This window comes from Amycolatopsis jejuensis (genome assembly GCF_000717335.1).
Taxonomy (GTDB): Bacteria; Actinomycetota; Actinomycetes; order Mycobacteriales; family Pseudonocardiaceae; genus Amycolatopsis; species Amycolatopsis jejuensis.
Window position 1 is genome coordinate 18457 of the sequence record NZ_JNYZ01000027.1, and the last position, 21206, is coordinate 39662.

General features: G+C 67.0%; 22 protein-coding genes and 1 pseudogene. 14 read left to right on the plus strand and 9 right to left on the minus strand.

The features are described from left to right. Positions 1–19: 19 nt before the first annotated feature. Positions 20–559: pseudogene (locus OO71_RS53150) on the minus strand (M48 family metalloprotease); the annotation flags it as partial. Position 560: 1 nt separating this feature from the next. After that, on the minus strand, positions 561–932 hold the full coding sequence (locus tag OO71_RS32040; RefSeq protein ID WP_033293710.1) for a BlaI/MecI/CopY family transcriptional regulator: 372 nt from the start codon (positions 930–932) through the stop codon (positions 561–563). A gap of 84 nt (positions 933–1016) precedes the next feature. On the opposite strand from OO71_RS32040, the gene OO71_RS32045 reads away from it, so the two are divergent. Continuing rightward, the gene (locus OO71_RS32045) at positions 1017–1577 is read left to right on the plus strand and encodes a phosphatase PAP2 family protein (protein WP_051792514.1); all 561 of its coding nucleotides are present in this window, start codon (positions 1017–1019) and stop codon (positions 1575–1577) included. Positions 1578–1626: 49 nt separating this feature from the next. Next, positions 1627–2364, plus strand: coding sequence for an SDR family oxidoreductase (locus OO71_RS32050; protein WP_169776591.1), 738 nt, complete (start codon positions 1627–1629; stop codon positions 2362–2364). On the opposite strand, the gene OO71_RS32055 is transcribed toward OO71_RS32050, so the two are convergent. Genes OO71_RS32055 through OO71_RS32065 form a run of 3 tightly spaced genes read right to left on the minus strand, consistent with a single transcriptional unit; the run spans position 2355 to position 5893 of the window. Further along, on the minus strand, positions 2355–3896 hold the full coding sequence (locus OO71_RS32055; RefSeq protein WP_033293711.1) for an acyl-CoA synthetase: 1542 nt from the start codon (positions 3894–3896) through the stop codon (positions 2355–2357). The genes OO71_RS32050 and OO71_RS32055 overlap by 10 nt on opposite strands. Before the next feature lie 46 nt (positions 3897–3942). Next, positions 3943–5064, minus strand: a complete 1122-nt coding sequence (locus OO71_RS32060; RefSeq protein ID WP_033293712.1) for a DUF5938 domain-containing protein — start codon at positions 5062–5064, stop codon at positions 3943–3945. A 25-nt stretch (positions 5065–5089) separates the two neighbouring features. After that, positions 5090–5893, minus strand: a complete 804-nt coding sequence (locus OO71_RS32065) for an SDR family NAD(P)-dependent oxidoreductase (protein WP_033293713.1) — start codon at positions 5891–5893, stop codon at positions 5090–5092. Positions 5894–6053: 160 nt separating this feature from the next. Here OO71_RS32065 and OO71_RS32070 point away from each other — a divergent pair, with 160 nt between their 5' ends. From OO71_RS32070 to OO71_RS32085, 4 genes are all read left to right on the plus strand, one after another. Further along, a complete protein-coding gene (locus OO71_RS32070; RefSeq protein ID WP_033293714.1) occupies positions 6054–6668 on the plus strand; it encodes a TetR/AcrR family transcriptional regulator in 615 nt (204 codons plus the stop codon). 67 nt (positions 6669–6735) lie between these two features. Continuing rightward, a complete protein-coding gene (locus OO71_RS32075) occupies positions 6736–7770 on the plus strand; it encodes a Dyp-type peroxidase (protein WP_156096651.1) in 1035 nt (344 codons plus the stop codon). Continuing rightward, positions 7767–8564 (plus strand): family 1 encapsulin nanocompartment shell protein, encoded by a 798-nt coding sequence (locus tag OO71_RS32080; protein WP_033293715.1) that lies wholly within the window; start codon positions 7767–7769, stop codon positions 8562–8564. Before OO71_RS32075 ends, OO71_RS32080 begins: the two co-directional genes overlap by 4 nt. Positions 8565–8661: 97 nt before the next feature. Next, positions 8662–9186, plus strand: a complete 525-nt coding sequence (locus tag OO71_RS32085; RefSeq protein WP_033293716.1) for a M15 family metallopeptidase — start codon at positions 8662–8664, stop codon at positions 9184–9186. A 10-nt stretch (positions 9187–9196) separates the two neighbouring features. Here the strand turns inward: OO71_RS32085 and OO71_RS32090 are convergent, their stop codons facing one another. Beyond that, positions 9197–10396, minus strand: coding sequence for a glycosyl hydrolase family 8 (locus tag OO71_RS32090; RefSeq protein WP_033293717.1), 1200 nt, complete (start codon positions 10394–10396; stop codon positions 9197–9199). Between the two features lie 1075 nt (positions 10397–11471). On the opposite strand from OO71_RS32090, the gene OO71_RS32095 reads away from it, so the two are divergent. Both OO71_RS32095 and OO71_RS50480 read left to right on the plus strand, forming a co-directional pair. Beyond that, the gene (locus tag OO71_RS32095; protein WP_033293718.1) at positions 11472–12320 is read left to right on the plus strand and encodes a hypothetical protein; all 849 of its coding nucleotides are present in this window, start codon (positions 11472–11474) and stop codon (positions 12318–12320) included. Between the two features lie 266 nt (positions 12321–12586). Continuing rightward, on the plus strand, positions 12587–12814 hold the full coding sequence (locus OO71_RS50480) for a hypothetical protein (RefSeq protein WP_033293719.1): 228 nt from the start codon (positions 12587–12589) through the stop codon (positions 12812–12814). A gap of 344 nt (positions 12815–13158) precedes the next feature. On the opposite strand, the gene OO71_RS32105 is transcribed toward OO71_RS50480, so the two are convergent. Continuing rightward, positions 13159–13686, minus strand: coding sequence for a molybdenum cofactor biosysynthesis protein (locus OO71_RS32105; RefSeq protein WP_033293720.1), 528 nt, complete (start codon positions 13684–13686; stop codon positions 13159–13161). Between the two features lie 425 nt (positions 13687–14111). After that, positions 14112–14336, minus strand: a complete 225-nt coding sequence (locus tag OO71_RS49450; protein WP_084145437.1) for a hypothetical protein — start codon at positions 14334–14336, stop codon at positions 14112–14114. Between the two features lie 189 nt (positions 14337–14525). Here OO71_RS49450 and OO71_RS52540 point away from each other — a divergent pair, with 189 nt between their 5' ends. The 6 genes from OO71_RS52540 to OO71_RS32130 all read left to right on the plus strand — a co-directional run bounded on the left by OO71_RS52540 (position 14526) and on the right by OO71_RS32130 (position 20305). Beyond that, positions 14526–14699 (plus strand): hypothetical protein, encoded by a 174-nt coding sequence (locus OO71_RS52540; RefSeq protein ID WP_245633857.1) that lies wholly within the window; start codon positions 14526–14528, stop codon positions 14697–14699. A gap of 258 nt (positions 14700–14957) precedes the next feature. Beyond that, positions 14958–15095 (plus strand): hypothetical protein, encoded by a 138-nt coding sequence (locus tag OO71_RS50485; protein WP_156096653.1) that lies wholly within the window; start codon positions 14958–14960, stop codon positions 15093–15095. Positions 15096–15140: 45 nt separating this feature from the next. Further along, complete coding sequence (locus tag OO71_RS32115) at positions 15141–16484, plus strand: hypothetical protein (RefSeq protein WP_033293721.1); 1344 nt, start codon at positions 15141–15143, stop codon at positions 16482–16484. Beyond that, complete coding sequence (locus OO71_RS32120; protein ID WP_051792516.1) at positions 16481–16960, plus strand: hypothetical protein; 480 nt, start codon at positions 16481–16483, stop codon at positions 16958–16960. The genes OO71_RS32115 and OO71_RS32120 overlap by 4 nt, the downstream gene beginning before the upstream one ends. Further along, complete coding sequence (locus tag OO71_RS32125; RefSeq protein WP_033293722.1) at positions 16953–19442, plus strand: Hsp70 family protein; 2490 nt, start codon at positions 16953–16955, stop codon at positions 19440–19442. The genes OO71_RS32120 and OO71_RS32125 overlap by 8 nt, the downstream gene beginning before the upstream one ends. Beyond that, on the plus strand, positions 19439–20305 hold the full coding sequence (locus tag OO71_RS32130; protein WP_033293723.1) for a tetratricopeptide repeat protein: 867 nt from the start codon (positions 19439–19441) through the stop codon (positions 20303–20305). Before OO71_RS32125 ends, OO71_RS32130 begins: the two co-directional genes overlap by 4 nt. Here the strand turns inward: OO71_RS32130 and OO71_RS32135 are convergent. Further along, entirely contained in the window at positions 20280–21062 is a 783-nt protein-coding gene (locus OO71_RS32135) for a CE1 family esterase (RefSeq protein WP_245633858.1), read from the minus strand. The two genes, OO71_RS32130 and OO71_RS32135, sit on opposite strands and share 26 nt — an antisense overlap. Between the last annotated feature and the right edge of the window lie 144 nt (positions 21063–21206).

Consider the following 21206-nt stretch of genomic DNA (forward strand, 5'->3'; position numbering starts at 1 on the left):
CAACGGTGGCAATCGCGGCGAAAAAGTGGTGTCGGAGAAGAAGGTGCGCTTTTTCGTGGGCGAGCAAGGCACGGCGCTCCGCCGGTTCCAGCGCGGCAAGCATTCCCCTGGATACTGCGATTCGGCCCCCGTTACCCGCTACCGCAAAGGCAACCGGTTCTTCGCCGGGTAACAATACGATACCGGGGTCCCGGGCGAACACATTGAGCTCGGCGTGCACCTTTCGATGCCAGCGGACGTACTGAATTGTGGCGCGCGCCAACGCAATCGCGATAATCAGCAGCGCGACGCCGCAACCGATTGCCAGCGGCAGATTCACTGCGTCCGCGCCACGGAAGGCAGCCACCGAGAAGTCACCCAGATCGCCGACCACCGGCAGCTGTGCGAGACCGGCGGCTGCCAGTACCGCGAGCGTCGCCGTGCTCCCGACGGCCAGTACCAGAGCGGAGCCGGTGAGCAGCCAGCTGCCCAGCCGCGGTGACAACCGTGGGGCAACCCATCGCGCCACCGGCCAGGACGCCAGCGGCAGCAACAGCGGGGCGAGCAGATCCGGGCGCACGTCAGCCGCCGTTTTCGCGCAGCAGGTCGCGTAACACTCGCTCGTCGGCAGCGGACAGGCCGGACACGAACTTGGCCAGCACGCCGGAGCGGTCCGGTTCGGCGTCGAGCACCTTGGTCATCCGGCGGGCGGCAAGGCCGGGCTCGTCGTCCGCCGCGCGGTAAGTGAACGAGCGGCCCTGTTTCTCCCGGGTGGCGACGCCCTTTTCGAACAGCCTCGACAGAATCGTGACCACCGTGGTGTAAGCTAGTCCGCCGCCGAGCCGCTCCTGTACCCCGGTGGCCGACATCGGCTCGTCCGCTTCCCACAGCACCGCCAGCACCTCGGCCTCCAGCTCACCGGGTGCCCGCCGGGTCTCTCGCCCTTTGCGCATGGCGGAATTCTACCCGCTCGTCGAATCGCTTGTACTACGTTCCTGTAGAATTTCGACAGAGTTGTAGTAGATGGAGGTGACCGCGTGTTCGACGCCGGGCTTTACCGCGACATCACCGACTTCGCCTGGTCGCAGCAGTGGCTGGCCGGGATCGTGACCGGGTTCAGCGAGTACGGCGTGTTTCTCGTGGTCCCGGTGATCCTCGCGCTGGTGTGGCGGGCCCGCGGCCGAGGCGCGGCGGAGCTCGTGGCCGCGCTGTGGGTGCCGGCCGCGATCGCGCTGGCGCTCGCCGTCGACACGGTGCTGAAGCAGTTGTTCGCCGAAATCCGGCCGTGCCGCGTGGTCCCCGGGGTGCACACCTTGCTGCCGTGTGACCCGCCGACGGACTATGCGTTCCCGAGCAACCACACGGTGATCGTCGCGGCCTTCGCGGTGGCGCTTCTGCTGGTACACCGCAAGTGGGGTTGGTGGGCGCTGTTTTTCGCGGTGTTGATGGGAATTTCGCGGGTGTATGTCGGAGCGCATTACCCGCACGACGTCCTGGCCGGTTTCGCGGTCGGCGCCGGAGTCGCGTTGCTGGGCCTGGCGGTCCGGGCCCGGGTGCCCCTCGTCCTGTCCGGGAGGGCGGTACGCGGACCCCATTGACGTCGCTGCCGGTCGCACTAAAGTGACGCACCGGCGGAAGGAGGCGGCAGTGGGGGTCGCGCTGGGGGTCGCGCTGGTCACCGGGAGTTCGCGGGGCATCGGGCGGGCGATCGCGGAACGGCTGGGTGCCGACGGGCTGGCCGTCGCGGTCAACTACCGCGCCGACGAGGCCGCCGCCGACGCCGTTGTCGCCAAGATCCAGGCGGGCGGCGGGAAAGCCGTGGCCATGTGCGCGGACGTCACCGACGACGCTGCGCTCCGCGGTCTCTTCGACCGCGCCGAACAGGAATTCGGCGGCCTCGACGTGGTGGTCGCCAATGTCGGGATCGCCCGGTTCTCACCGCTTGCCGAGACCACCGACGAGCTGTTCGACCTGGTCTTCAGGACCAACCTGCGCGCCACGTTCGTCGCGTTGCGTGAGGCGGCTCGGCGGGTGCGCGACGGCGGGCGGATCGTCGTGATCTCCAGCGGCGTCGTGGTGACCGCCCGGGCCACCACCGGAATTTACGGCGCCGGCAAGGCGGCCGGTGATCAGCTGGTTCGCGTGCTGGCAAAGGAGCTCGGCCCGCGTGGCATCACGGTGAACAGCGTACTTCCCGGCGCCGTCCGCACTGAAGCGCTCGCTGCCGACGGTCCGCCGGGAGTTGCCGAGTACAGCGCGCGCCAGTCACCGCTCGGCCGGATCGGCGAACCCGGCGACATCGCCGATATCGTGGGCTTTCTGGCGTCGGACGAGTCTCGCTGGGTGACCGGGCAGACGTTGCACGCGGGCGGCGGTCAATTCTGAATTGCGGTCAGTAGTTGTGCCCGCACGTCGGTTTTCAGCACCTTACCCACTTTCGACCGCGGCAGATCCGGCCAGATCAGCACTTCCTTCGGCGTCTTCACCGAGCCGAGCCGTTCCTTCACCGTCGCCCGCAATTCCGCCGCGGAGGCGGTCCGTCCTTTGTGGAGCTGGACGACCGCGGTGACCTGTTCGCCCCATTTTTCGTGGGGCAGGCCGACCACCGCACAGTCCTGCACCGCGGGATGCGTCATCAGGGCCTGTTCCACTTCGGCCGAATAGACGTTGAACCCGCCGGTGATGATCATGTCCTTGGCCCGGTCCACGACGTACAGGAAATTCTCCTCGTCGAGGTATCCGATGTCCCCGGTGTGGTGCCAGCCGTGCTTGCGCACTTCCGCGGTTGCCTCCGGATTGCGGTAGTACCCGGGCATCACCAGCGGTCCGCGTACCACGATTTCGCCGCGTTCCCCTGGTGGCAGCAGCTTTCCGTCGTCGGCCATGATCGCGACCTGGGTGAGCGGGGTCGGCCGCCCTGCCGAGGTGAGCCGTTCGCGGGCGAGGGTGCCGTCGGAATGGAAATGGTCGGCCGGGGAGAGCGTCGAAATCATCATCGGCGCTTCGCTTTGCCCGAACAATTGCCCGAGCACCGGGCCGATCCGTTCGATCGCCTCTTCGAGCCGGGCGGCCGACATCGGCGCGGCCCCGTACCAGAGACACTCCAGTGCACTGAAGTCCGTTGTGGACAGTGCGGGATGGTCGAGCAGCAGGTAAATCAGGGTCGGGGGCAGGAAAGTGTGCGTGATCCGATGTCGTTCCAGCAGGGTCAGGAACTGCCCGAGATCGGGAGCGGGCATTACCACGATCTCGCCGCCGAGCGCCATGACCGGAAAACACAGCACCCCGGCGGCATGGGTGAGCGGCGCCAGCGCGAGGTACCGCGGACGCGGCCGGAACGGGTAGCTCATCAACGTCAATGCGGACATGGTTTCGACGTTGTGCCCGGTCAGCATCACCCCTTTCGGCCGCCCGGTGGTGCCGCCGGTACCGACGAGCATGACCACGTCGTCCGGCGGTTCGGCTTGCCACGGTTCGGCGGAAACGCTGTCGAGCCATTCGGAAAACGGGACTGCACCGGGAAAAGAACCGTCGAGACACACCACGGTGGTCAGTTTCGGCAGCTCTCCGGCAATGCGGGTGACGAGCGGTGCGAACGACTCCTGCACGAGCAGGCACGTACAGTCGAAAAGGTCCAGTAATTCCCGGTTCTCCGCGGCTTCGTTGCGCGGGTTGATCGGGCACCAGACCGCCCCTGCGCGGCTGATCCCGAATACGCACCCGAACGACACCGGGTCGTTCGCGGAGAGAATTGCCACCTTGTCGCCCGGCCGTACGCCGGAGCGCGCCAGCGCCCGGGCGACCTGCCAGGACAACTCCTGGACCTCGCCGTAGCTCAGCGAAACGCCGTCTGTCGTCAGACATGGCGCCGAGAGGCCCAGCGACGCACCTTTGTCGAGATAGTCGGTCAGTCGCACCGCTCGTCTCCCTTGAGGACTGCATCAGGACAGCATCAGGATTGCCTCAGGCTTGCACTGTCAGCACCGGATTCGAGACCAGCCCGAACGACCGCAGCACCCCGAGCAGTTCGCGATGCCCGAATGCCTGGCAAGCCGACGCGAACCCGGCCCGCCGCGGCGGTTGCTGCAACAACGAGTAAGCCGCATATGCCTGTAACAGCCCGGTTTGCTTGTAATTGCAGGTTCCGTGGATCACGCAATGCGCACGGCCGAGCGGTCCGGATGCGTGTACCGAATCCAGCGACGTGTTGAGCCGCTGATTCTCCCGCGGCGGCATTTCGTCCCGCACTGCCGCCGCCTGGTCGTGCAGCACCTTGAGCTTTTCCTCCAGCGGCAGGTCTTTCACCTGCTCCAGCACGGCCGCGACAATCTGCGGTACGCCCTGCATCAACGCCCGGTCGAAAACGCCCCCGACGGCTTTCACATTCGCGACCCGGGGGTCGTTCTTGAACCACACCGGATGCGACGTGCCGCCCCACGGCAGCGCAAGACCGATCTCGTGATAACCGGGTACGGCCACTTCCTGCAGCCCGCCGTCCGCGGGCCACGCCGCATAAGCGTTCTGCTCCAGGTAATACGCCGACGACAGTGCGGCGTTCACGAGAATCGTGCGAGTGGAAGCGACTGTGGGGTAACCCTTCCAGAACACCAGGATGTCCAAAGTGTCCAGACCGGGGGTCTCCAGGCACAGGTTCGCGGCGATCTCGCCAGTGGTGTACATCTGCGCAATTCCCGGTGACAGCAGCAATCCCCGCTCGGCCATGGCGGCGCCGTAGCGTTCCTCGGCCGAGATCAGCCAGTCCTGCTCGCCGGTGGTATCGAGGTAATGCGTGCCGGTTTCGAGACAGGCCTGTACCACTTCGTGGCCGTATTCACTGAATGGCCCGACGGTGTTGCACACCACCGAAGCGTCGCGGAAAAGCTCGGTGAGCGGACCGGTTTCGTGCGAAACCTCGACGACCTCGTGCTCGACGGTGTCCAGCCCCGGAATGTGGTCGAGTGCTTCCTGCAACCGTGCTTTGTCGCGACCGGCGGCCGTGAAGGGAACATTGTATTCACGCAGGTATTCGCAGATCAGCCGTCCGGTGTAGCCGGAGGCGCCGTAGACGACAACGGGCTTGGTCACTGATTTTCCTTTCGCTGGCGGGAATTCACATGCCCATGCCGCCGTCGACCGGCAGGCCGGCGCCGGTGATGAAGCGGGCGGCGTCGGAGGCGAGGAACACCACGGCGTCGGCCATGTCGGTGACCTCGCCGAGCCGTCCGGCCGGGGTCTGCGCGATGACGGCGCCGATGGCCTCCTCGACGCTGGGGAACAGCCCGACTTCGACGACGTCGTTCGCGAGCTGGTTGCCCATCTGCGTCGGGACGAGACCCGGGTAGACACAATTCACCCGGACGCCGTAACCGAGTTTCCCGGCCTCCATCGCGGCTACGCGGGTGAGCCGGTCGACTGCGGATTTCGTGGCCGAGTACCCCGCGATGCCGGGAAAAGCGATGGTCGCGGCGACCGAGGCGATGTTGATCACCGAGCCGCCCCGTCCGGCGACCCCGCCGGGCCGCATCGCGCGCAGCGCGTGCTTCACGCCGAGTGCCGTGCCGAGCACGTTGACGTCGAGCATCTTCCGTACGTCGGCCGGGTTCAGGTCGGCGACCAGCCCGGTGATCTCGATGCCCGCGTTGTTCACCACGACGTCGAGGCCGCCGTGCTCACTGGCCACCGCGGCGACCGCCTGCGCCCAGTTGTCGTCGTCGGTCACGTCCAGCCGGACGAACCCGGCGCTGGCCCCGCTCTGCTTGATCGCGTCGGCGGTCTGCCGGCCGAGGTCCTCCTGGACGTCGCCGATCACCACCGCCGCGCCGGCCCGCGCGAGCGCCTCGGCCATGCCGGCGCCGAGCCCCTGCGCACCACCCGTGACCAGCGCGGTGCGCCCGGTCAGGTCGTACGAACCCATCGACATCTCCTCCTTGAGACGTGCCCTCGGGACGCGCCCGGCCACGTGCCTTGGGACGCGCCCGAAGTGCGGCGTAGGTCACACGGTAGCAATCTTTGGACGATCGTCAAGATTTTCTTGGACACTCGTCAAGAATCCGGGTCGCGCTAGACTGCCGGACGTGACACAGGCGAAGGAGCGCATCTCCCGCCGCGCCGTGGACAAGTTCGCCCAGCGGCGCGAGCAGCTGGCCGAGTCCGCCCTGCAGGCGCTGGCGGAGCTGGGGTACGCCCGCACGAGCCTGCGCGAAATCGCCCAGAAGTCCGATTTTTCCCACGGCGTGCTGCACTACTACTTCGCCGACAAGGTCGAGCTGCTCACGTACGCGGTCCGCAAGTTCGAAGAGGTCTGCGTGACCCGCTACGACGACGTGGTGGCCGAAGCGGGCTCGGCCGAGGAGCTCGAGCGCGGATTCGGGGCCGCCATGGCCGCCACGCTCCGGTCCGACGCCGCGATGCACCGCCTCTGGTACGACCTGCGCAACCAGAGCCTGTTCGACGAGTCCTTCCGCGCCGACGTGCTCGACATCGACGAGCAGCGGCAAGCCATGGTCTGGCGGGTCGTGCAGCGCTACGTCGAGTTCACCGGTCGTCCGGCGCGAGTGTCGGCAGACGTTGCGTACGCGACTTTCGACGGCCTGTTCCAGCGGGCCTTGCTGCAGCAGCTGGCCGGTCGCGACGGGGTGGCCGAGGCGCTGGAAGCCGACGTCGCGGCCCTCTTGCACCTGTCCTCGTGAACGGCTCTGCCGGTTCCACCCGGCCTGGTTAGGATGCGCGGGGACGGGGCGAGCAGCGGGAGGATGCGTGGGCGGGCAAGCGGGGGAGACCGAACTGCCGGAGCTTCAGGCGGTGTCCGGGCCACTGACCAAGGCGGCGATCTTCCTGCTGGTCCGGGTCGACGCCGGCGCCGAGCAGACCGTGAAGGACCTGCTCGCGGACCTGCCGGGGCTGCAGCGCACAGTCGGTTTCCGCGGTCTCGGCGACGGTCTCACCTGCGTTGCCGGGATTTCGTCGGGGGCGTGGGATCGGCTTTACGGCGGTCCGCGGCCTGCCGGATTGCACGAGCTGCCGGTGTTCGAGGGCGCGCGGCACGTCAGCGTCACCACGAAGGCCGACCTGTTGTTCCACCTCCGCGCCGAGCGGATGGATCTGTGTTTCGAGCTGGAAACCCTGATCATGAATCGATTGCGTGGCTCGGTCACCGTGGTCGACGAGGTGCCGGGGTTCCGCTATTTCGACGCGCGCGATGTACTCGGTTTCGTCGACGGTACGGAAAATCCCACCGGCCGCGGCATCGCGGCGGCGGTGCTGGTGGACGACGACGAGCCGTTCGACGGCGGCAGCTACGTGGTGGTGCAGAAGTACTTGCACGACATGGCATCCTGGAATGCGCTCACCACCGAACAGCAGGAGCTCGTGATCGGACGGCGCAAACTGTCCGATGTGGAGTTGTCCGATGAGGACAAACCGGCGAACTCGCACATCGCGCTCAACGTGATCACCGACGACGACGGCAACGAAATGGAAATCCTGCGCGACAACATGCCGTTCGGCCGTCCGGCGCACGACGAGTTCGGCACCTATTTCATCGGTTACGCCAAATCACCCGCGGTGCTCGAGCGCATGCTGTCGAATATGTTCGTCGGGTCGCCGCCGGGCAATTACGACCGCATTCTCGACTTTTCGACGCCGCATACCGGCGCATTGTTCTACGTCCCGACGGTGGACTTCCTCGAGGAGCCACCGGCCGCCCCGCCCGAGCCGGAGACCCCGGCTGCCGCGACGCCCACCGGGTCGTCGCTGGGCATCGGAAGCCTGCGAAGGAGCCCTCGGTCATGAACAACCTGCACCGCGAACTCGCCCCGATCTCCGAGGCCGCCTGGGCGGACCTGGAGGAGGAGGCCAAGCGCACGTTCGCCGAGTTCGCCGCGGCGCGGCGGGTGGTCGACGTGGTCGTCTCCGGCGACCCGGCACTCGCCGCGATCGGCACCGGCCACCGGGAACGCGTCGGCGGCCCGTTCGACGGCGTTTCGGCGAGCCTGCGTACGGCGCAGCGGATCGTGGACCTCCGGGTGCCGTTCACGGTGTCGCGCGAGGACGTCGATTCGGTGGAATGGGGCGCGAAAGACGCCGATTGGCAGCCGGTGAAGGATGCGGCGCAGCAGATCGCGTACGCCGAGGACCGGATCGTGCTCGACGGTTTCGCCGAGGCCGGGATCACGGGTATTCGCCCCGCGTCCACATTGGACCCCATTGCGCTGCCTGCCGAAGCCAGGGCATACCCGAAGGCAATCGGCGACGCGCTGGCCGAACTGCGGGACGCGGGCGTGGCCGGACCGTACACGGTGCTGCTGAGCGACGAAGCGCACACGGCGGCAATCGAGGCGGCCGACCACGGGTACCCGGTGCTGGAACACCTCAAGCAGATCGTCGACGGCGATCTCATCCGCACGCCCGCGATCAGCGGCGCCTGCGTCCTGTCCACCCGCGGCGGCGACTACGAGCTCCACTTCGGACAGGACCTGTCCATCGGCTACTCCGGCCACGACGCGTCCACTGTGGAGCTGTACTTCTACGAAACGCTGACCTTCCTGGTCAACACTGCGGAGGCGGGCATCGGGCTGATCGCCTGAGCGTTCGTCCGGCGCCGTGACGTGATCATGCGGGGTTGTTACCTCGCGCGGACATTTGCCGGACCCGGTGGCGACATTCGTTCGCGAACCTGGGTCTGTGCTGAACCGGATCGCGTTTCTCGCGTTGCTGCTGGTAGCCGGGTGTGCCGCTCCGGCGCAACCTGGCCGAGGTGACCCGAACTACGATCCCGCCGAGGGCGGAATCCCGGAGGGGGTCACGCTCACGCCATTCGACACGAACTATCCGGCCGTCGGCAAACTGGATCCGGCATTGCGGAAAGCGTTGCAGCAGGCGGCTACTCGGGCGCGGAAAAGCAACGTGGAAATGCGCGTCAATTCGGGCTGGCGGACTGAGGCGTACCAGCGGCGGCTGCTCGACGACGGGGTCGTCAAATACGGCAGCCTGGAGAATGCGAGCAGATACGTGGCGACCCCGGAGAATTCGAAGCATGTCTCCGGCACAGCGGTGGACATCGGCCCCACGCGCGCCGCCGATTGGCTGATCCAGCATGGTTCGAACTACGGTTTGTGCCAGGTTTATGCGAATGAGCTGTGGCATTTCGAACTGCTCACCACGCCCGGCGGCCAGTGCCCACCCACCCGTGCGGATGCCTTGAGCTAGCGTCCGGGTTTCACGGGGCCCAGTAATTGCCGGACATCACCAGGTAGACGAGCATTTTGACGGTCTCGCCGTAGTAGGTGTCGCCGTACGGGTTACCGGCCATGAACTTCCACAGCGCGTCAGTCCAGGCCTGATCGCCCGCCGCCATGGCCGCGACGCCGACCGGATTGTTCGCGACCTCGGACTGGTCACCGGTCTGCGTGGGAGTGCCGTCGAGTTTGGTGTGCGGATAGATCTTGGCCGGATTGCCACCGGCGTGACTCTGGTAGCTGGCCGATTCTTTCTTGGCGACAGTTGTGGCAACGCTACCGCCGTACAGCAAGGCATCGGTACCCATATGCCACGGCACGCGGACCGAGTTGTAGCCGACAATGTTGTCCGGCTGATTCTCCTGGTAATCCGCCTTCGCCGGCTTGGGGCTGTTGGTATCCGCGCCGACGACGAAGTCGGAAAGCAGATTGGCCTCGGGAGAGTATTTGGCAGTGAATTGCGTGATCAGCGTTTCGGTACGGGTGACGACCTTGTTCCAGTCGTGCGCGGGATCGTATTTGGCGAATGCGCGGAGATGGTCGAGCATGAAGTCGGACGGCCGCGTGTCATTACCGGGCCCGTCGTCCTCGACCTTGAGGTGCCCATCGGAGGCGATGTCAGCCTTCCAGAGCTTGGCGAGCCAGTCTTTTGCGGCCGAGGTATAGCCGCCCCATTGTTTGTCGGCGAGAATAAGGCCGTACCCGACGTCGAGGTCCCCGTCGGTCGCCGAATCGGGCTCGCCGCCGTCCGCGTATTTGCACGTTTTGCCGTCGATCTGCCACTGGAACATGCCCTGGCTGTCCCGATGCTCGCGGACGACCTTCCAGAGGCCGTCGAAAATCGCCTTGGCGTCGGGGTCGTAGCCGGCCATGAGGGGGATGATGTTCATGCCGTAGCCCTGGGCCTCGGAAACGGTACCTTGGTTGGGCGCGTCGTCGGTGGCGTGCACGAGGTAGCCGCCGCAGGCTTTGCGCAGGTAGGATTTTTTCCAGGATTCGTAATGCTTCGTCACGGCCGCATCCCGCGCATCTGCACCGGCCGACGGCATCACCCCGACCCGATAGGTGACATGCGAAGGAAACGGCCGAGCAACGGCATCCGCAACCGCCGGCCCAGCCCCCACCAGCGAGAGAGAAACCGAAGCGGCAGCAAAGAGAGCCACCTTCCGGGGAGCACGCATGCTAGGTCTCCTTGTTAGTAAACTTTCCTAACTAGGCGGCGTTGAGTGGAAGCTTCCCGGGCGGGGTGGCGCGTGTCAAGGTTTGCCGGGGGCCGGGTGGAGGTGTACCGGTTCCGAAGGGGGTTGGTGTCTGCTTTGTCCGGTTCTTGGGTGATGGGTGCCTCTGGCCGGGCCTTCTCTCGGGCTGGCGTTTCGCCCCGTGGGATTCTCGTGGGCTGGTGTTTCGTTCCTTGGGGTCCTCGTGGGCTGGTGTTTCGCTCCTTGGGTTTGTCTTGGGGTGCCGTCTCGCTCCTTGGGGTTCTTGGTCTCTTCGGTCTCGGCGGCTTCCTTGCCCTCTTTGGCGCCTCTACCTGCGGTGGCCCGCGCGAAGGGTCCTTTCGCGCAGCCGCTGCGGCGCGAGGGGATCCCTTCGCGCCGGTCCGGACGCGCGAGGGGTCCTTTCGCTCCGGCGGGGTGCCACGAGAGGCCCCTTCGCGTCGGTGCGGATGCGCGAGCGGCCCTTTCTCTCCAGCGCGAGCGACACGAGGCGTCCGTTCGCGTCGGGCCGGACGCGCGAGGGGTCCTTTCGCTCCGGCCAGGGCTGCACGAGGGGCCCCTTCGCGTCGGTGCGGACGTGTGAGGGGGCCATTCGCTCCGGCCTGGGTGGCGTGAGGGGTCCCTTCGCTCCGGTCCGGGCGCACGAGTGGTCCTTTCACTCCGACCCGGGCGCGCGAGTGTCCCGTTCGCACCGGCCAGCAATGCGTGAGTGGCCCCATCGCCCCGACCCGCATACGCGAACGGCCCCTTCACCCCAGCCGGGACGGCGCGAACGGCCCCTTCACCCCAGCCGCGATGGCGCGAACGGCCCCTTCACCCCAGCCGCGGTGGCGCGAACGGCCCCTTCACCCCAGCCGGGACGGCGCGAACGGCCCCTTCACTCCAGCCAGCAAATGCCCGGCAGACCCCTCACCCCCACCCGGCAAAGCCCGCAAGCGCCCGCCCACCCAGCCCCCACCGGTGGTTCCTCCCCGACCTCGCCCCTCACCCGTGCGATCATCAGGCCCCATGACAACCAGTCGAGATCTTGGAGTCGGCAATGACCAGCGGCCGTTCGTCGGAGGCTGAGCTCAACAGTGGCATTCTGCCCGGCAATGTGCGGGTCGACGACTGGGTCATGCTCGGCCTCGCGCTCGTGTCGACCGGGTTGCTCGGCTGGTTGCTGATCAGTCCGCCGCCCGCGGCGGTCGGTCGGTCGGTGTTCATTGCCGACTGCGTGATCTGCGGGATCTTCCTTCTCGAACTCCTGTGGCGCTGGCGCCGCCGCGGGTGGCGTGGCTCGTTTCTCGCGCGGACCTGGTACGAGGTGTTCGCGATGATCCCCGTCGCGAACGTCGCATTCACCGCCAACCATCACGTGCTCGGCGTGGTCCTGCTGCTCGTGCGGCTCGGGCGGGCCGCGGATCGGGCGGTCGGCGAGCAGTTCACTTACCGGCTCGTCGACAAGTTGTCCGAACCTATCGTGCGCGCCATCAAGAAACCCGTCACCATTGCCGTGCTCGACGAGGTCGTCAAGGTGCTCGAAACCGGGAACTACCCTGAGAACCTCGCGAAATCGCTCAGCGAGAACAAGGACGAGCTCCGCGCCATCATCACCGAAAAGATCTCCGCCGACCCGCAGCTCGGCAAACTCCGCCGGCTTCCCTTTCACGACGAAATCGTGCGCGCCACCGTCGACACTTCCTTCCGGGTGCTCCTCGAAGTCCTCCTCGACCCGCGCATCGACGATTTCTTTTCCGCCGTCGTCCGCGACAATCGCGAGCAGATCCGCCGCGCTGTCGCATTGGGACTGAGCGAAGTGGACGATTCCCCGGACGAACAACTCCTGCGCACGCGTACCCAGCGCGCCGCCGCCCGCGAGTACGACGCGTCCCATCCGGACCGTTGACTATCCACTGTGGACAACACAGTCCGCCGTCGCGCGCTGACTCTCCGTTGCCACGCGGGGTATTCCGTACGATCACCGCACCCGGCGGCGTCAACCGCTGAACGAGTGCACTGCGGTCGCGCGCTGCGCGGGTGAGCGGCTGGAGTAGGGTGGGTTTCCTCGTTCCGTTGCTGCACAAGGGTTGTGTTCGCGCGAGTACGGGGTGTTCCCGCCGGAACCGGGGCAGACTGGAACCGGCCGGGAAGCCGAGTCGCTGGGTTGGAGTCGTGGACGTGGTGGATAGCGGGCAACAGGCACGCACGTGCCGTCGGCAGGATTGTGCGGAGCCGCCGTTGTGGCGCGGGTTGTGTTCGGTGCACTGGAACCGCTGGCAGAGCGGCGCGGACGCACTCGAACTCCCCGACGACGACGTCCCGCCGCCGCCCGCGCAGGTCTGGTGGCCGCCGGAGCGCACGCACGCCCCGCTGAGCAGCCGGGTGTTGCCGGGGTCGTAGCCGCAAGGTCGGGTGGCTGGGGCCGCCGAGGCTATAGCCGTCGGGTTGTGTGGCGGGGATCGTTAGCCGTCGGGTTGTGTGGCTTGGATCGTTGGCGGCCGGGTTGTGTGGCTGGGCTCGCAGGTCGTCACGTTGTGCGGCTGGGCTCGCAGGTTGTCGCGTTGGTCGCCTGGGTCATAGCCATCGGGTTGTGTGGCTTGGATCGTTGGCCGTCGGGTTGTGCGGCTGGGCTGCCGGGTCGTAGCTATGGAGTTGCGTGGCTCGGGCCGCCGGGGTCCTGGCCGTCAGGTTCTGCAGGTGAGTCCCCCGAGGCGCCGTCGGGCTGAGAAACCCGGGCGTAGCCGTTATTCAGCCGTGTGTGGCGGTTCGAGTACGGTGAGTATCGCTGCGCCCAAACGGAGTACGCCGTCGTCGAGTGGGTGGCATCGGATGCCGCCCCGGCCGCGTAGGCCGCGGAATGCGCCTGGCGTAACCGATACGTCCATCCAGGCGCACGGGTTCGCCGGGCGGAACGCTTGCAGCCGCACCGGTCCGGCGCCGGAATCGAGGCTGAACACGGCTCCGATGCGGTTCCGGCCGCCGGCGAGGTCGTCGACCGGGTAACCGCGGATCGCGATGTTGCGCCGGGTGCGATGTGGGTCGAGCGGGCCGAAAACGTCCAGCGTCGCCGCGTCGAAGACGGTGACCGCCGCGTTCCGGTGCGCGGCGTGATTGAAGTACCGGTCGCCGACCAGCCCGAGCCCGGCCCGCACGGCGACCTCCTCGCGCGCCACCCCCGGCGGTTCCGGCCGCGGCCCGTCTTGCGGACGCCCCTCGAACGCATGCACCGGTGACACGAGCAGCGCCACAATCTCCACCGGTGTGCGGTCCACGCTCCGACCCTACCTGCGAGTACATGAGGACGGCGCCGTGATCAGCCACTTCGGCGGTGTGGGCCACGTCCGACCTACCTACGAGTACATGGCGCCGGCGCGATCAGCCGCAGCGGCCGCGTGGGCCACGCCCGAGCGACGTGAGAGTACGAGGCGAAGGTGGCGCCGTGATCAGCCACTATGGCCGTGTGGGCCACGCCCGACCTACCTACGAGTACATGCCGCCGACGCGATCAGCCGCAGCAACCGTGGGACCCCAACTCGCGAGTACGAGGTGACGGTGGCATCGCAATCGGCCGCGCACCACGCCGACCGCAACTCGCGAGTACCTGACGCCGGTAGCGTCGCGATCAGCCCCACCCCCGGCCCTACTCGCGAGTACCTGACAACAACGGCGCCATCCTCGGCAGCAGCCGCACCCCGACCTACCTGCGAGTACGAGGCGAAGGTGGCGCCGCAACCACCCGCTGCAACCGTGCTCGCGCCACTCGGTACAGCAGCTCACCGTGATCGTCCGGGACGATTCGGCCGTCGAGATCATCATGGGTCGCCCGTACGACCGCCGCTACCGTGCCCGCCGGTAGGCGGCCGGAGAATTCTCCGGACAGCCATGCGCTGACCTCGTCGCAGACCTGGCTCTGCACCACCATCGGAAGCTCCAGTCTCAGTTTCCTCCGCGCCCCGCCGATGGTCCGACGTCCCCGATCCCCAGCTGTGACGCGGAAAACGGCGAGAAAAAGACACTCCCTCGATACCGCGTTGTCCAGACGGTGAATCACCGCCCGACAAGGCCTAAGAAGAGTTGATCAGTGCCAAAGGGATGTCCGTATCATCCTGAAATGACCGTTGACCTGTATGCCGTAGTCGCCGTGGCCGACTATCCAGCCGCGCTGACGTGGTACGAGCGTCTCTTCGGCTCCCCGCCGACGTTCATCGCGGGCGACACCGAGGCCGTGTGGGAGCTGGCCGAGCATCGGTGCATCGCGGTGGAACGCCGACCCGACCACGCTTGATACACCCAGGTCACGGTCTTCACCGACGACTTCGACGCCCGTCGCGAGGCGATCTCCGCCTGGGGATTGCAACCGGTGCACGTGGAGACGTACTCGAACGGCGTGCGCAAAGCCGTCTATCACGACCCGGACGGTAACGAGATCGGCTTCGGCGGCGCACCCGCTTGACCAGCGCTGATTGTCGGCGCGTGACGATTCTCCGGTGGATCACCGTCATTCTCGCGTGCCTGCAGGGTGGTTACCTGCTGTTCGACGGCCGTGAAGATCGTAGAAGGCGTCGCCGGGCTCGTCCTCGCGGCAGGTATCGGGCTTCAGGCGGCCCGGCTCACCGGAGTCATCCTCGCCGCCGCCACGCTCTGGTACCTGGTGGTCAGCATCATCGTTCTGCCCGCCTGACCCGATCCGGGACCCCTCCCGGCACTCACGGCATACCTTTCCCGCATGGGTGCGAACGAGGGGCGCGGGCGAACGGCGCAGGCGCGGGTGCGCGCGGTGGCCACGCCCGAGCTGTACCGGCGCAACCCATTCCGCATCACCGGACTCACCGCGGGTGCGACGCGGCGGGAGGTGCGGGAGCGGCGACTTCGGGTCCTGGGGGTACTCGAAGTCGGCGGGGCCGTGCCCGACGGGGTGCCTGCCGACGCGAGCGTCGACGACGTGCGGGCGGCCTTCGACGCGCTCGGCAACACCGAGCACCGCTTCGTCGACGAGGTCTTCTGGCTCTGGGGCCTGCCCACCGGCTGCGGGTGCCCGAACCAGCTGCACCAGAAGCACGACAACGCGGTCGCCGCGCACGCGGCTGCGCTCGATGCCGAGGCGGAGCGTACCGACGACCATCCGACTCCACTGTGGACCGAAGCCGCGCGATGCTGGACGGTCGTGTTGCGCAGTGATTCGTTCTGGCAGCATTTGGCTTACCGGGTGGAAAAACTCGGCGACCGCCGTCTCGACGAATCCACTGTGGACGGACTACGGACGGCGTTGCCCGGCGCGGTGCTGGCTCCCTTGATCGACGTCGCGCTGCGGTCACCCGAACCGCAGCGGCTCATGGGGTACCTCGACGAGTTCGGCGCGGACCGGCATACTGTCGAGGACGCTCGGACAGCCATTGCCGACGGCACTTACCGGCACCTCGAAGGCCTGCTCAAAAGCCTCCGCAGCGAGCTCGACGGGAACCGGGCCGAGACCGCGGCCGAACGTGCCGTAACGGAAGCCGCACCGCTGTTCGACCGCCTCGACGACCTGGTTCCGCGCACCGAATTCCGCCGTACCGCAACGCTTTCGGAAGCGACCGCAGTGGTGGCCAACAACATCGGCGTTGCGTTGGCCGACGTTCGAGACGCGCCAAGCGATCTGCTACGCGACGTGTTCGCGCTCGCCCGGCGTTGCACCCTCGATCCGGAAACGCTGGAAGCGGTGGGACGCAATGAAAGAATGGCTCTGGAAACCCCCGTATTCAGGCAATCTACCAGGCAGGCGGTTCCGGTCAGCCGCATTCTGTACGCCCTGCTGCACGGCGCCGCCGGAATCGCGTTCCTGGTGGCACAGCTACCTGATCTGCTGCCGGTGGTCTTCCTCGTCGGCGCGCCGGGACTGCTGGTGACCTACGCGGGCGCGGGCAATCCGCGGGTCGGGCCCATGCGGTACCCGGTGCTGCTCGGCATCGACGCGGGTCTGTACCTCGGGCTCGGCCAGACCGAGCTCCCGGCCTGGGTGGCCATCGGCATCGTCGCGGTACTGCTGGTCGTCGCTCCGGTCATCGGCGCGGGAAGGGGCTCCCGGTGAGCAAACGACGGATCGAGGCGCGGCAGCGCAGGCACCACAAGGAATTCCGGATCGCCGAGCCCGGCGTCGGGGCCGACGAGCGGGCCCGGCTGCGGGAACTGATCGACCACGTGAGCCCGACGGGTCCGGAACTGTCCGAATCGGACCTGGCGGAGGCGGCGACCGCGCTGTGGCGTGCGAGACGCAAGCTCGCCGGTGCGGAGGACCGGCTCGCCCGGCAGGCGGGCCGGTTCCTCAGCGCGAGCCAGGACGCGCTCGACGCGGCCGGGGTGCTGGTGCAGGACCACGACCGGATTCCGTTCGGTTCCGGGATGGCGCTCGAGGTGCTGCTGTTCCAGGACGAACCGGAGCTGGACGTCGAGCGGGTGGTGGAGACCGTCCGGCCGTCGATTTACCTGACCGGGCGCCGGATCCAGATGGGACAGGTCATCGTGGGGCGCCCGGCTGCCCACGGGAACGGGGAAGCGGATGCGTGACACGATCGATTTCGGAATCGACCTCGGTACCACGAACAGCGCCATTGCGGTACTCGACAACGGCGCGGTTTCGGTGATCAAGAACAACGACCAGATGGACTACACGCCGTCGGCCGTGTGGATTCGCAAACGAGGCGTGATCGAGGTCGGGGCCGGTGCGCGCCGCCGGATCGAGGACGACCCGGAAAGCGTGCAGATCGAATTCAAGCAGTCCATGGGATTGCCTGATGCACGAAGGGAATTCGCCAGGGCCGGTGTTTCGATGACGCCGGTGGAACTGTCCGCGGAAGTGTTGCGCACGTTGCGCGGATCCGTCGCGCCCCGGGAATTGCCTGATGCAGCAGTGATCACCGTCCCCGCCGCCTTCCTGCTCAACCAGACCGAAGCAACGCAGGAGGCGGCAAAACTGGCCGGGTTCACCGGGCCGTGCCCGTTGCTGCAGGAACCGACTGCGGCGGCATTTGCGTTCGGCTTCCAGAATGAGGGCAAGGGCGCGCACTGGATGGTCTTCGACTTCGGTGGCGGCACTTTCGATTCCGCGGTGGTCAGTACGATCGAGGGCGAGTTGAGCGTATTGCACCACGCCGGTGACACGCACCTCGGCGGGCGCAATATCGACCAGGCTGTCCTGGACCGGGTGCTCGCCCCGGAAGCCGGACGACAGCTGGGGCTGGCCGATTTCACCCGCGAAAACCCGCGCTGGCGCACGAATTTCGCGAAGCTGCGCAGTGCCGCCGAGGTCGCGAAGATCCAATTGTCCCAAGTGGACCAGACGCAGGTCATGCTCGACCTCGATCGCGGCGACGGGCAAACCGAGTTCTTCGAATACACCCTGCGGCGCGAGGAGGTCGACCAGCTGGCCAGGCCGTTCTACCTGCGTGCGGTCCAATTGTGCCGCGACGCACTGGAATCGGCGAATCTGCGTACGTCGGACATCGACCGGCTCCTGCTCGTCGGCGGCCCCACCCTCGCGCCCGGCCTGCGGGAACTGTTGGCCGACCCGGCCGCTGGGCTCGGGATTCCCCTTGACCACAGCCAAGATCCGAGCACCGTGGTCGCGCGAGGTGCGGCGGTTTACGCCGGGACGGTCGCCCGGCCGCGAACGGTGCAGCCGCCGAAACGCGGTGAGTACACAGTGGAATTGTCTTACCCGGCCACCACGAGCCTGCCGGTCGTCCCGGTGTCCGGCCGTTGCGCCACCGACGGCGCCGCCGACTGGACCCGGTTCCGGATCGCGCTCAGTGCGGCACAACGCAGGCCGGTTTATCGGACCGCCGAGGTTTCCCTTTCCGCAGACGGAACTTTCACCGTCGAAGCGGTGCTCGCCGAATTGAGCACGAACCGGTTCGAGGTGGAATTACTCGACCCGGCCGGATCGCGCGTCCCGGTGCGGCCGGACACGCTCACGATCACCCACCAGCTCAACGAAATGATGGGCCAGACCGTGGTGAACACTGTCGGCCTGACCGAGGCGGACGGCACTTTCACCCCCATGCTCATGAAGAACACGCCGTTGAGAGCATCGAAACGGCAGCCGTTCTACACCACCGCGACATTGCACCGCGGCGACACGTCGAGTGTGATCCGGATTCCGGTCGCGGAGGGCGAACGTCGCCGTGGTGAGCGAAATCAGCAGGTGGGCCTGATCGAAATCCGTGCCAAGGACGTGCGATTCGATCTGCCCCGTGGCAGCGAGGTCGTGATGACGTTCGAAATGGACGAATCGCGCCGCGTTTCGGTGGTGGCCGAGGTTCCGTTGCTGGACGCGGAATTCGAGGCGGTGATCGACCTCAAACAGCAGCACGTCCCGGACCCGCCGACGCTGCGACGGCTGCTGAACGAGCTGGAGGCCCGGCACGAGCAGGTGCGGTCGCAGGTCGAGGGAACCCGGTCCGATCGGGCCCGCGGGCTGCTGAACCGGCTGGACGGCCAGGGCAGCGTCGTGGCCGTGCGGGAGGAGGTGCGCGCCGGCACCGCGGACGAGGGGGCCGCGGTGTCGGCGGAGCGGCGCATGCGCGACGTGCAGGCCGACCTCGACGACATCGAGGCGGAGCTGCGCGTTCCCGAGGTGATGGAACGGCTGCGCGATCAGATCGACCACTGCCGCGAGCTGGTCGACCGCGTCGGGTCCGAAGAGGACCGGACGGAACTCGCGGAAATCGAACGCCGCTACGCCGTCATCGCCGAGGCGCATGATGTCGAGGCCGGGGAACGGTTGTCGGAGCGGATTCTGGACCTGCAGGTGTTGTTGCTGCGCCGCGACGGTTCGCTGGATCTGGAGGTTTTCAACGCACTGCGGGCTTCCCGGGACAGCATGTCCGACCCGGCTCGCGCGCGGGAGCTCATCCGCGAAGGAGAACGCGTGATCGCGGCATCGAACTGGCCCGCGCTGCCCGACGTCAACCGCCGGTTGAGGCGCCTTCTCCCGGACGACAATCCGGGTCAGGCGGGTGGCGGAATTCTTCGTGGGGACCGGGAATGAATGCGGCCCTGGAACGAGAACTCGACCTCGCCGAAGCCGCCGACCTGGCCCGGAACGGCGATTACGCGACGGCAATCACAGTGCTGGAACGGAGTTCGGCGGACGATCCGGCCCGGCTGGACCTGCTCGCCCGCGTGTATGCCCAATCCGGCGACCTGGACAAAGCTGATGAAGCTTGGGCGGAGGTACTGCAAATCCGTCCCGGCGATTCCGCCGCAGAGGCCGGACGACGGGTCATCGCAAAAGTCCGATCCGGACGGTTGCGCCGCCGTCCGATCCGCCGGTACCTGCTGGCGGCAGGCGCGGTGGTGCTGATCGGGGCAGCAGCAACCGCGGGAGTACTCACCATCCGGCCCACCCCCGCAGTCACGACGGCAAAACCCGACGATGGCCTGAAGCAAGAACTAGATCGCTTACACAGCGCGGAATCCAGCAACGCCAAAACACGGCAAGATCACCGAGCCGAACTCGAAAAGCTGGCACGACGGCTGACAAAACCAGGCGTCACCGCAAAAGCGGAGGAAGACGCGGTAGCCATCACCTTCGAGAAAGGTCTCTTCAATCCGAACGCGACAACCCCGAACCAGCAAGGACGGGAAGCACTAGACCAATGGGCCGAAGTCCTCAAAGGACAGCCGGTTGCGGTCACGGTGATCGGCCACGGAGTGCCCGTCGCAGGCGGCCCGGCGAGTGGAGGTTCGACGGTCTCCTTGACCCGCGCAGCATCAGCAGCCCGCATCTTGGCCGAGGCGAGCGGATTGCCGTTGACCACCTTCGCGATCTCCAGCGCCGACCAAAGCACGTCGGTACACGCCGATCCGGAAGCCAACCGGACGGTCACCTTGCAGGTGCGCCCGACCTGAAAAGCCGGTGTGCCAGGAAGAACTTGAGAATCACCGGCGTTGCGTCAATGGCGGCCGGGGTTGCGGAATCGTTGTTCGGCTGGGTACTGGGCCAGACGTGACCGGCACCCTCGACCCGGAAATGTACCAGCGGACACCCCGGCCACCACTGGGTTACGACGTCCGGAACGACAGAAACCGATACCGGGTAAGGGAAACAACGATCACGTACGGCCCAGCCGGACAGCCAGTCCGGAATGGACGGTAGCCCCTTGGCGGGATTTCCGGCATACGGAATGGTGGTGTCGGCTGTGCCGTGGAAGTCGATCAAGGCAACGCGCCGAGCCGGAGGACATTCCCCGCCCTGCGGATAAAACGCGCCGGAAACCGGGGCGAACGCAGCGATCCGGTCGGCCATCCGGCAAGCCAGCACGCCCACGAACCCGCCGCCATTGGATTTGCCCGCGGCATAGATCCGCGCCGGATCCACGCACATCCGTTGCTCCAGTGAGGAAATGAGGTCGCCGGTGAACGCAACATCATCCACCGGTGCCGAATACGGCGCGCCAGTCCAAGCGGATTTCCCGTCAGTACCGGTCACCCCTTGCGGATACACCGCAATGATGCCCGAAGAAGCGGAGAAGCCGGACAGCTCCTCCTGATACTCGGCGGTACGTCCATGTCCGTGGTAGGAAAGCACAACCGGATACTGCCGCCCGGGATCGTAATGCGCCGGAACATGAACCCGGTACTCCCGCTCGATCCCGCCCGAGGTCAACTGCTCGACGGTCGTGGTCCCGGCGCCGGAAACCGCCTGCCCGCACCCCCTCGGCTGCCCGGACGCCGGAGCGGCGAGCACCAACCCGAACAGTGCGAGAACAGCAATGAGCACAGCAAACCGTCCGGACATCCGATCCTCCTT